The 12,187-nt window shown below is 63.8% G+C and carries 4 protein-coding genes; 3 read left to right on the top strand and 1 reads right to left on the bottom strand.

The genetic code is table 11. The features are described from left to right. Window positions 1-529 precede the first annotated feature (529 nt). The gene (locus ABIB95_RS30660) at window positions 530-1,453 is read left to right on the top strand and encodes a helix-turn-helix domain-containing protein (RefSeq protein ID WP_354244889.1); all 924 of its coding nucleotides are present in this window, start codon (window positions 530-532) and stop codon (window positions 1,451-1,453) included. Window positions 1,454-1,583: 130 nt separating this feature from the next. Here ABIB95_RS30660 and ABIB95_RS30655 read toward each other — a convergent pair whose 3' ends face one another. Beyond that, window positions 1,584-2,315, bottom strand: a complete 732-nt coding sequence (locus ABIB95_RS30655) for a transglutaminase-like cysteine peptidase (protein ID WP_354244886.1) — start codon at window positions 2,313-2,315, stop codon at window positions 1,584-1,586. Window positions 2,316-2,935: 620 nt separating this feature from the next. On the opposite strand from ABIB95_RS30655, the gene ABIB95_RS30650 reads away from it, so the two are divergent. Both ABIB95_RS30650 and ABIB95_RS30645 read left to right on the top strand, forming a co-directional pair. After that, window positions 2,936-9,748, top strand: a complete 6,813-nt coding sequence (locus tag ABIB95_RS30650) for a FecR domain-containing protein (RefSeq protein WP_354244883.1) — start codon at window positions 2,936-2,938, stop codon at window positions 9,746-9,748. Window positions 9,749-9,895: 147 nt separating this feature from the next. Next, window positions 9,896-12,127 (top strand): CHASE2 domain-containing protein, encoded by a 2,232-nt coding sequence (locus ABIB95_RS30645; protein ID WP_354244880.1) that lies wholly within the window; start codon window positions 9,896-9,898, stop codon window positions 12,125-12,127. Window positions 12,128-12,187: the final 60 nt, after the last annotated feature.

Raw genomic sequence — 12,187 nt, 5'->3', positions numbered from 1 at the left:
CCGTGCGATCTTTCCGCGAAAGGCGGACTTCTCTTGCTTCAGGGATCATCCATATCTTGAATCACGACTCACGTTCCAAGAAAAGTGGGTACTAGCGCCCCGGATCGCGCGGCGAAACGGCTTTGTGGCGGGTGGTTGTGCGAGTCCCGTAGCCCGGATGAAGCGAAGCGCAATCCGGGGCCGGTGCTAGTGGTTATAAAGTCGGTTGCTGCGAGTCGGCCACCTGATGTCTGCTTCTCCCCCAACAGCGGCGCGGGAGCGGACATCGCGGACATCGCGGACTTCGCCTTCGGGCCAAAAGCGGAAGAACATGAACCAGCTGGTCATTGGCCGAGCTGCCGCGGAACCTGCGAGCCCTTGCCCTGCGGGCACCATGGTCCCGCACTATCCGAGAATACAGGTCGATCTGAACGCGCGTTTCGTCTAAACTTGCAGCAGGGTCACTTTGGGAAGAGACCCCAGATCCGTACGTCTCCTGAGAACGCCTCGAACGCTCAAACCAGACCCTCTCAACGGCGAGAACAGGTCCATGAGCAAACCTCGCTTGCGAGATATTTCGCAGAAATCCGACACTTCCCAGTTGCCGATCGGCGAGTGTCCCGATGCGGAAATGACGCGCGTACTCAAGACGAAGCCCGTTCAAATGGCATCATCGTCCTGCGGCGCGATCACATTTTGGAAGCATGATCCGCTGCACGACGTCGTCAAGCCCATGGACGATCACGTCATCATGACGTTCCCCGCCGGGTCGGTGCGGTTCGAGCGCCGTAACGGGAAAGCATTTGTGAATGGAATGACGCGTCCCGGGACCGTGACAGTCATTCCGGCCGGTTCGAGCTCACGATGGGACATTTACCAGCCTCTGAATGTCGTTCAGCTCTACCTGCCGCACGCAACGCTCCAGCGCGTTGCCCACGAAGCCGACGTGGCCGCTCCTGGTGATCTCGTGGAGCGAACGGTCCATCCCGACCCCGTTACATCCCGATTGCTCCTGAGTGCTGCGGATGTGCTGGAAGGCAGCGCAGCCTTGGATGCCCTGTTCAGGCATCAGATGACTGATCTTCTGGCGACGCGCCTGCTGGTTGCCCACGCAGGTTCGCCTGTAACGGTCCAGCCGGTCACCGGCGGGTTGTCGCCCAAGGCGCTGTGTCGCGCCATCGAACGCTTGCGTTCGGACAGCAATGCGGACGTCTCGCTCGCGGCGCTGGCATCCGATGCCGGCCTTTCGCGCTTCCATTTCTGCCGCGCCTTCAAGGGAAGCACCGGGCTGTCGCCGTATGCCTGGCTACGCCAGCACCAGCTCGAGCAGGCCATGAACATGCTGCGCGACACCGACGACTCGATCGTGTCGATCGCAGCCGCGCTTGGTTATTCCTCGCAGACCGCCTTCGCTGCGGCATTCAGGAAGCTGACCGGCGATACCCCGAGCGGTTGGCGGCGACGCACGCGGTGAACATCTTCTTCGCCGACGCGATGCAGCTGCGCGCTAATGAGTCCGCGTCCTGGAGTCCCGGATTGCGCGGAGCCTGTCATCGGGCGGCGCTTTGCGCCGACCCGTTGGCTCCATCCGGGCTACAAGAAAATCAGTGCGCCTCGGGCGCGGCCATCGACAACCGCACGGGTTCGTCGACATATTTCATCACGGCGGACTGGTAGAGCACGAACAGCGGCTGGTAGGTCTGGGCCGCGTCGTCCTCGACCATCGCCATGCGGCGGTTGTCGAGCATCAGCCAGTGGCCGTCGAGCCTTGCTGCGGCAACCGCATGCTCTTCGCCGGCCCTGACGTCACGCACCACGACGATGCGGAGGTCCTCATTGGCAACGCCGGCGAGCCGCAGCGCGGCCAGCTTGGCGATGGCATAGTCTTCGCAATCGCCGGCGCCCCGCGCGAAGGTCGCGAGCGGCGAGCTCCAGACGTCGTCGGCGCCGTCATTGGCGGCCCGGATGGCAAGATTGATGGCGCGATTGGTCTCACCCAGCTTCGCGCGGCCGTCGCGGCTGCGGGCCTGGTCGACGATGGCGATCAGCTTGAGCGCCGCGGGCGACGCGCAATTGTCCCGGTCGCCGTCGCACAGCGCGAGCTGCACCATGTCGTCGTCGAGCTTCTGCTTCAGCGCGAACCATTTCTGCTGGAGGCTGCCGGACGAGATGGCGAAGGCGAACACGCCGAACGGCTCGGCGGATCTGCGCACGAGGACGCCGGCTCCAGGCGACAGCAGCGTGCCGGCGCGGAGCTCGGCGGCCGATCCGAGCAGGATCAATCCGCACAGCACAAGGACAGCGCGCCAGGCGCGCGAGCGAGCAGCGGTCTCCATCTGACATCCCCTTCCGGCTTCGCCAGGTCCCCCTCGACCTGTACGTGCCGGGCTTTGTTGCTTTCGCGGAGATAGTGCGAGACGGGCCGTTTTGTTCTGCTTAATGCGCCCGGCAGGGGTCCCAAAACCGTGGGACAGGCTGAAACGGGCCTGTGCAAATTGCGTAAAATTTTACGATTCGCCGGCTAGGAGGGCTCCGTCGCCGCGAAATGGAACCAATTGCAGGGAGAAGTTGCGGGAGGGCTGATTCTACCGCTTATGGCTAACAGCCCGTTATTTCACGGGTTCTGTTAGTTGGGTCACAGATTCTGCCCCGTATTTGTCGCAGGATGCTGCGGGGTACTACGAACAAAAGATGACACAAGTATCCGTCGTTCGATAGGGGCGACTGATTACTTTGGATGACTGGGAATGCGTGAAAATAAGCCGAAAACCGACCTCTGAATATTTGAAGAATTACTTCGGCTTCTCTGTGAAGGCGCCGCTATTGGGGACTCCTCCAGCCAAGTGATGGGAATCACACAAGCAATAGATGGTTTCGCTAAGGACTTGGTAATGCTATTCAAGCTTAGGCGGTCGTTACTTACTTAGATTTTAACTCTTTTTGCGGTGCCCCCCGGTTGAATTACGCTGGCAAATTTGACGCCACGATTCCCCTTGATGGCGAGGGTTCCCGCTCGGCCGCGGACGTTCATATCGATTCCTTTACGGCCAAGACTTTTATCGCCAAGCCTTTTGTCGCGAAGGCGCACGGTCACGTGCCCGACGGCACGTTCGTTGTTCCCGATGCTAACCTGATCTTCAATGGCGAGTTCAAGCGCGCAGGTCTCGACCTCGTGCTGTCCCACGAGGGGCATGAGTTCGTCGTTCACGATTATTTCAAGGGCGACAAGCGCGCAGCGATCGCCTCGCCCGATGGCGCCCATCTCACCGGCGATGTCGTCAACGCGCTCACGGGCCATGTGCAGGTTGCGCAGGCCGCGCCCGGCATCGCCGCCGCGCAGGTCATCGGCCACGTCACAAAACTCTCCGGCAGCGCGACCGCGGTTCGCAACGGCGTGTCGGTCATCCTGAACAACGGCGACAATGTCGAGAAGGGCGATGTGGTCTCGACCGGCGCGGATTCGACGCTCGGCATCACCTTCATCGACGGCACCGTGTTCGGCCTGTCCTCCAATGCGCGGATGGTGCTGAACGAGATGGTCTACGACCCCAACGGGTCGAGCAATTCCTCGCTGCTGAGCCTGGTTGCGGGCACCATCACCTTCGTCGCGGGCGAGACCGCCAAGCACGGCGACATGAAGATCGACACGCCGGTTGCCACCATGGGCATCCGCGGCACGGCGGTGCTGACCCAGATCAACTTCGTCGTTCCTGCCGGCGGCGGCGATCCGCAGCCGCAGGCGAGCTTCCAGGTGCTGGTCGAGCCGAACGGCACGACGGGCTCCTACATCCTGTTCGACAAGGTCACGCTGCTGCCGATCGCGACGGTCAACCAGGCCGGCCAGATGATCCAGATCAGCGGCGGCAACGTTTCGATCACCAACGGGCTGTTGTCGCCGGACGTCCAGAAGCTGATCACGGACGTGTTCACGCTGAAGTTCACCGACAACAACACCAACACCAAGCTGACCACGAACTTCACCGACACGATCACGCAGACCAGCGACGGCCTGGTGATCAAGACTCCGGCCGGCTACATCGCGACCGCGCTCTTCACCAACCTCGGTCAGCAGGGACCGCAGGGGCCCAGCGATCACACGACGCCTTTCAACCGTTACCCCGGCAAGCCTCTGTCTCAAAGCCTTGATCTCAACGGCAATGTGAAGACGGCGTTCGCGCTGACCGAGCGCGCGGACACGACCGGCGACACGACGCATTCCGACACGATCTCCGGCCGGATCACCTTCGTCGACCAGAACCTGGGCGATCGGCCGACGGTGAGCGTGAGTCTCGCCGATGCGCCGAACTACGTCTACAAGAGTGCCGGCCAGGACGTCACCGGCTCGCTCACCGCGCTCCAGAAGCAGGACATCGCGGCGACGCAGATCCAGATCAACGTCGTCGCCGACGGCGGCAACAACAACAACGGCTCGGCGGTCTGGGCCTACACGATCCCCGACCACGTCTTCGACTTCCTCGCGGCCGGCGAAACGTTGACGCTGACCTACATGGTCCGCGTCGACAACAATTTCTCGGTCAGCCCCGAGACCGCCTTCATCCCCATCACGATCACGATCACCGGCACCAACGACAAGCCGGTGATCACCACCAGCGTTCCGGTCATCATCTTCGAAGGCGGCACCAGCGTGCCGGGTGGCCCGCTCACCAGCGATGTGCCGACGACGGGCACGCTGAACTTCGACGACGTCGATCTCACCGACAAGCATACGGTGTCGGTGGCGCTGACCAGCGCGACCCTGCCTGATGGCACCGTTCCGCCGGGCCCGCTCGCGGCGTTCCAGAGCGCGATGTCGGTCGCGATCGCGGCGGGCGCCGACAGCACCGGGGACGGCACTGGCACCATCAATTGGTCGCTGGCCGATCTGCCGGTCTATCTCGCCGACTTCATCCCGAAGGGTGAGGTCCTGACGCTGGTCTACACCGTGACGCTGACGGATTCGCAAGGCGCGACCTCGCAGCAGACCATCACCGTCACGATCACCGGCACCGACGCGCCCGCGGTGGTGTGGATCGCGACCGACAAGGCCGGCGCTCCCTCCGGCGGCTTCTGGAAGGACGCGGCGAACTGGGCAACCGGTACGGTCCCGACCATCAATGACGACGTCATCGTCATCACCGATCAGCTGCACGGCCTGACGCCGTCCTATCCGGTGACGATCGACACCGCGGCCTACGCCAAGTCGCTGACGATGAACGATTTCGGTGGCCCGCCGCCGAAGGTGATCGTCCAGAGCTCGCTGACGATATCAGGCGCGCTCAATATGGGCGCCGATTCGATCCTCACGACCGCCGCGACCGGAACGATGTCGGTCGGCGGCAAGGCCGAGATTCTGGGCACGAGCGTGCTCACCAATGCCGGCTATCTGACGCTCGCGGGCGGCGGCGATTTCGCCAGCGGCACCAAGATCACCAATTCCGGCACGATCGAGCTGTCCGGCGGCACGCTGAAGACGCTCGCCACGATCCACAATGCCGGCGGCTTGCTGAGGGCCGATGCCGGCTCGACGCTGATCGTCGATACCGCGACAGTCGATGGCGGCACCGTCAGCATTTTGGGCACGCTGGAGCTCGACGGCACCAGCCTGATCGAGAACGGCACGCTGAACAATTCCGGCACTGTCAACGTCAAGGGCACGGTCGAGTTCGCCCACGAGACCGTGTCCAACACCGCGACCGGTGTGATCGAGGTGCTGGCCAACGGCTGGCTGACGATCCATCAGGGCTCCAGCGTTACCAATGCCGGCCAGATCACGGTCGACGCCAGCGGCAAGCTGATCGTCAGCAATGCGACCATCGGCGGAGCTGGTGCGGTGATCGACACCGGTGGCGGTGATGACGAGGGAGGCCCCGTCCTCAACGCCGGCATTCGCGGCGCCGGCACGATTACCAACAACGGTGAGATTGATCTGACCGGCGATGCCGTCCTGAGCGGCGGCATTCTGAAAAACAATACCGTCTTCAAGGTGAGCGGTGCGCGCAATGCGCTCAGCGATGAGACCGTCACCAATGCCGGCATCATCGAAGTGCTCGCCAACGGCGCGCTCGCGATCGAGCAGGGATCGACCGTCGACAATTCGAGCGGCAATGTCATCGTCAACAGCAATGCGGTCCTGACGCTGGACGACGCCACGCTCAGCGGCGGCGCCATCAAGGGTGCCGGCACGATCGACGTCACCGGCGCCAGCAAGATCGACAACGCCGCCACGCTCAGCGTCAGCGCGGTGACGGTCGAGAGCGGCGTCACGCTGACGCTGGACGACGCGACCGTTGTGGGCACCGCGATCGTCAATCACGGCACCGTCAATGTCGATGCGAGCAAGACGCTGACGTTGGACGGTGCGAGCCTGGCCGGCGGCACGCTCACCATCGCCGGCACGCTGGAATCGACCGGCGCGAGCGCGATCGACAACGCCGACGTCGGCAACACCGGCACGATCTCGGTCACCAGCGGCACGCTGACGATCGATCCCGGCATCCTTCACGCCATCACCAATCACGGTCAGATCGAGGCAGTGACAGGCGGCACGCTGAAGCTCACGACCGCCACCATCGCCAACGCCGGCGGCATGATCTCGGTCGACGGCGCGTCAAAACTCTATCTGACCGACGTTTCGATCAATGGCGGCAGCGTGACCAATGCCGGCAATCTCTACAGCGTCGCCGGCCTCAACACGATCACGGGCGGCGTCACCAACACCGGCACCATCGAGGTTCAGAGCGGCACGCTCAACTTGTCCGGCGGCATCACCGGCACGGGCACGCTGATCATCGACGATAACACGACGCTGGAGCTCGGTGGTGCGGACGCGCAGACCGTCACTTTCGCCGGCGGCACCAATACGCTCGCGATCGACAAGACGAGCCATGCCTTTACCGGCACTATCGCCGGTCAGGCGACGACCGGAGGCACCTTCACGGTCACCGGCGGTGCCGACATCAATTCGGGCAAGGGCGACGCGCTCGACTTCACCGCTTCGGGCGGGACGATCGGCAATCGCGGCAACATCGTACTGACCCCGAGCGGTAAGCTGACCGGCGCGACCAACGGTATCGTCGTCACTCAGAATGGCATCGGCGACATCTCGCTGACGACATCAGGCGACGTCACCGGCCTGACCGGCAACGGCATTGTGCTGCATGACGGTGCAAACGGTGCGGGCGATATCACGGCGACGATCGGCGGCGGCGTTTCCGGCGCGGTCGGTCTCGACATCGTCTCCCATGGCAACGGCGCAGTCACCGTCACCAACAACGGGCACATCTCCGGCACGACCTCGTTCGGCATCAATGTCGACCAGGACGATGCGGGCGCGGCCGGCTCGACGCACATCACCAACACCGGCTCCGTGGTCGGCGCCGATGGCGTCGCTGCGATCTCCATCCAGGAGAACGGCACCGGCACTGCGACTATCATCAACTCCGGCACCATCGGGCCAGCCGATGCCGGCAGCGTGACCTCATCGACCTATGCGATCGTCGAAACTGGCGGCGAGATCACGATCAACAACACCGGCCACATCAACGGCAACATCTCGGTTGCCACCGCCACGTTCAATAACAACGCAGGCGGCACCTGGACGGTCGCCGGCAGCGGCGTGTTCGGCGATGCGTCGTCGATCGTCAACCACGGCGACATCGATCTGCACGCGGCCTCGATTTCCGGGGTCGGGCTGACCATCGAAAATTATGGCGACATCGACAGCTGGGGCACTGCGTCGATCACGGGCGACATCACCAACACCGGCGCCGGCTCGATCGAGGTTCACACCGGGACGCTGACGCTGTTTGGCTCGCTGTCGGGCTCGGCCACGGGCGCGGTCGTCGTCGATGCCGGCGCGACGCTCGAGGTCAAGGGTGCGGTATCGCAAACGATCACGCTTGCCGGTGACGGCGCCGAGCTGGAGATCGATACGAAGGATTTCGGCGGCTCGATCGCGGAGCTGTCCGCGAACGACAAGATAGACCTGACGATGATCAAGTGGGGCCTCGGCACCAGCGCGGTCTATGTCCCCGATGCCGATCATCCCGCGAGCGGCGGCGTGCTGACGGTCACCGGCGACGATGGCAAGAGCATCAGCCTGACCCTGGTCGGAGACTATCGCGACGCGCACTTCGCGGGCAGTGATGAGGGTGGCCACACGCTGATCACGATCCATGCGGACGACGATGCGCCGACATTCACCACCACGGATGTGGCGCAGCTGACCGCAAGCTTCTCCGAGCAGCCTGATACCACCGGTTCGTCCTCGACGATCGACCCGTCGCCGGCCGCGACCGGCTCGATCGACTTCAAGGACATCGATCTGACCGACCGTCCGACGGTGACGAAGGTCGACCAGGACGTGACCTGGCTCGACGGCGCCACCGACCTCACCGCGTCGCTCACGCCCGACGAGACCGCCGCGTTGAAGAACGCGCTGACGTATCAGCTGACCGGCAAGAACAACGGTACTGTCACCTGGCACTATTCGATCGCCGACAACGCGCTCGATTTCCTCGGCCAGGACCAGACGGCGAAGGTTGTGTCCACCATCACGCTCGATGATGGCCGGGGCGAGACCACCACGACCGACGTCACCATCACGATCACCGGCAAGAACGACGCGCCGACGCTCGACAGCGCGACGCTGGCCGCCGTCGCCGGCAACGACAGCGATCCGGCTGGCAGCAAGATCCGCGATCTCTTCACGAACAAGTTCCATGATGTCGACACTGGCGCGACCTTCAAGGCCATCGCGGTGACGTCGGACGCCGCGACCGCCGACCAGGGCGTCTGGCAGTACAAGGTTGGCGGCTGCTGGGTCGATGTCGACTCGGTCGGTGATGCGAATGCGCTCGTGCTGAGCTCCGCTACGCTGATCCGGTTTGTGCCTGCCGACGGATTCAGCGGCGAGCCTGGCGCGCTGGGCGTCCACGCTCTCGACGACACCTATACAGGCGCCATCACCACCGCTGGCTCGACGGCGACGATCGATCTCACGGCAACGGGCCCCGGCGGCACCACGCCGATCTCGCACGACATCACCACCATCGGCACGAGCGTGACGCCTGCCATCGGCCCAGTCATCAATACCGAGAGCTTCCACGTCGAGCACATCCGCGAGAACAGCAACGATATCATCACCGATCTGGTGGTCACCGATACCGATTCTGGCGCGGCGACGGACATTTTCACCGTCACGGTGTCGACCTCGCATCCGGATACCAGCAGCGTCAGTGCATATCCGACGACGGGCTCGCTCGAGCAGATCAACACCGGCCTCGCAGAAGGTGCCGGCATCACCTACGACCCGACAGGCGCCAGCACCGAGCAGTATCCACAGCCGCCCGCGACGGACAAGATCACGGTGACCGTTGCCGACTCGACCGGCCATTCCGACACTGTGAACTTCATCTTCGTCGAGGGCGCCAGCAGCCAGGGCATCCGCCTGGAGGGCACCGACGGCAAGGACGTGATCTTCGCCACCGAGTCGAGTGACACGCTTATCGGCGGCGGCGCCAAGGACCAGTTCGTGTTCGCGCCGACGTCGTCGCAGTCCACGGTCCAGCACAGCGTCGACGATTTCGAGATTGGCCTCGACAAGATCGACCTGCGGCAGTTCGGCAGCATCAGCTCGCTGGACGACGTCAATATCGCTCCGCAATCGGGCGGCGCCCAGATCACGCTGGACAACCACGAGACGATCCTGCTGAAGAACGTGATCGCGGCAAATCTGAAGGCCAGCGATTTCATCTTCCACATCACCTGATCGCCGCCCGGGCCTCCTGGCGGCCGGCTCGCAGCTTGACCGCGGCAAAAAATCCATAATCCTCAACCGCCGGGGAATAGCCAATCGCCCGCGGACGCTCCATGATCGGTGCGCCCGGCGCGATGCAGGTCAGGAAGTCCGACTAAAATGAAACGTCTCAAGATCCTGCGGCGGTGGTTTGCGCGGAAGCTTGGCTTCGCGCGGCTGATGTGCCTTGCGCTGCTGGTCGTGTTCGCCGGCGCGCGGCTGTGGGATCCGCCGCCGATCCAGGAATTGCGGCTGCGCACCTTCGACATGTTTCAGTTGATCGATCCGCGCCACAAGGCGGCGCGGCCGGTCACCATCGTCGACATCGACGACAAGAGCCTCGCCAAGCTCGGCCAGTGGCCATGGCCGCGCACGCGGATCGCGGACCTGATCCAGAACCTCACCAGTAACGGCGCGGTGACGATCGGCTTCGACATGGTGTTCTCCGAAGCCGACCGGCTCAACCCGGATCTGGTCGCGAGCCAGATGCGCGATCTCGACGACGCCACCCGCGCCAGGCTGCGCGAGCTCCCGAGCAACGATCAGATCCTCTCCGACGCGATCAAGCGCTCGCGCGTGGTGCTGGGCGAGACCGGGCAGCCGGCTATCTCGTCCGAGATCGACAAGTCGCTGCCCTTCACCGGCGTCGCGACGGTCGGCGAAGCGGATGCCGAACGTTTCCTGTTCGAATTCCCCGGCCTGTTGCGTAACGTGCCCGTCATCGAGAAGGTCGCCGCCGGCCGCGGCCTGTTCTCGATCAAGACCGAGCGCGACGGCCTGATCCGCCGCGTGCCGTTGATCATGCGCGCCCAGGGCAACATCATGCCCTCGCTCAGCCTCGAGATTTTGCGCGTCGTCACGGCAACGCCGACGCTGCTGGTCCGGACCGACAAGACCGGTGTGCGCGCCGTGCGCCTCAAGGGCGTGGAGATTCCGACCGACAAGAACGGCCAGCTCTGGGTGCACTACGCCCGCCAGGATCCCTCGATCTACATCTCGGCGGCCGACGTGCTCGACAACACCGCGCCGCCGAACAAGATCGCCGGCAAGCTGGTGCTGGTCGGCACCTCGGCGGTCGGGCTGAACGACATCAAGACCACGCCGGTGTCATCGACCATGCCGGGTGTCGAGATCCATGCCCAGGTGCTGGAGAGCGTGCTCAGCGGCGCGGTGATCTCCCAGCCGAACTATGCGCTCGGCGTCGAGCTGATCGCCGCGCTCGTGATCGGCCTGCTCGTCATCATCTTCACGCCGAATCTCGGCCCGGTGCGCCTCGGGCTCGCGGGTGCCATGTTCGCCGCCATCCTGGTCGGCGTATCCTGGTTCTTCTACGCGCAGTACCGCTACCTCATCGACTTCACCTATCCGCTGCTCTCGACCACCGCGATCTATCTGACACTGATCTTCGCCAGCTTCGTGCGCGAGCAGCGTCAGCGCGTGCAGATTCGCGGCATGTTCGCGCAATACATGTCGCCCGTCCTGGTCGAGCAGCTCGCGCAGTCGCCCGAAAAGCTCGTGCTCGGCGGCGAGGAGCGCGAGATGACGATCATGTTCTCCGACGTGCGCGGCTTCACTACGATCTCGGAGAGCTACAAGCAGGATCCGCAAGGCCTGATCGCGCTGATGAACCGCTTCCTGACGCCGCTGACCGACGTCATCATCGATCAGAAGGGCTACATCGACAAGTACATGGGCGACGCCATCATGGCGTTCTGGAACGCGCCGCTCGACGATGCCGATCACGAGGTCAACGCCTGCGAGGCCGCGATCCAGATGCTGGAGCAGATCGACGCCGTCAACAAGGAGCGCGAGCAGGAGGCCGCCGACGGCGGTCACGTCTACATCCCGCTCAATGTCGGCATCGGCCTCAACACCGGCATCGGCGTCGTCGGCAACATGGGCTCCGACCTGAAGAAGAACTATTCGGTGCTCGGCGACAGCGTGAACCTCGCCTCGCGCCTGGAAGGCCAGTCGAAGGAATACGGCTTTCCCATCATCGTCGGCTCCAGGACCGCGCTCGCCGCCAAGGACAAGTTCGCGATCCTCGAGCTTGACTTCATCATGGTCAAGGGCAAGACCGAGCCCGAGGTGATCTACGCCATCGCCGGCCGCGAGGACGTGATGCATTCGGGCGCCTTCCAGCGCCTGCGCAACGTCACCATCGAGATGCTCGGCTGCTACCGCGGCCGCGACTGGCAGGGCGCGCTGGACGCGATCGAGCGCGGCCGCCGCAGCGAGGACGCCGACACGCTGGATAAGCTGTTCAAGCTGTACGAGGCGCGGATCAAGGAATTCCAGATCAATCCGCCGGCGGAGGGATGGACCGGGGCGTATGCGCTGCTGACGAAGTAGCGGTGTGAGTGTGAGAGCATCGCTGGTGCTGCACACTCACTGTCGTCCCCGCGTACGCGG

The organism is Bradyrhizobium sp. LA2.1 (genome assembly GCF_040547725.1).
Taxonomy (GTDB): Bacteria; Pseudomonadota; Alphaproteobacteria; order Rhizobiales; family Xanthobacteraceae; genus Bradyrhizobium; species Bradyrhizobium barranii.
Note: the sequence above shows the minus strand (reverse complement) of the source record. Positions and strands in the feature narration are given on the sequence as shown.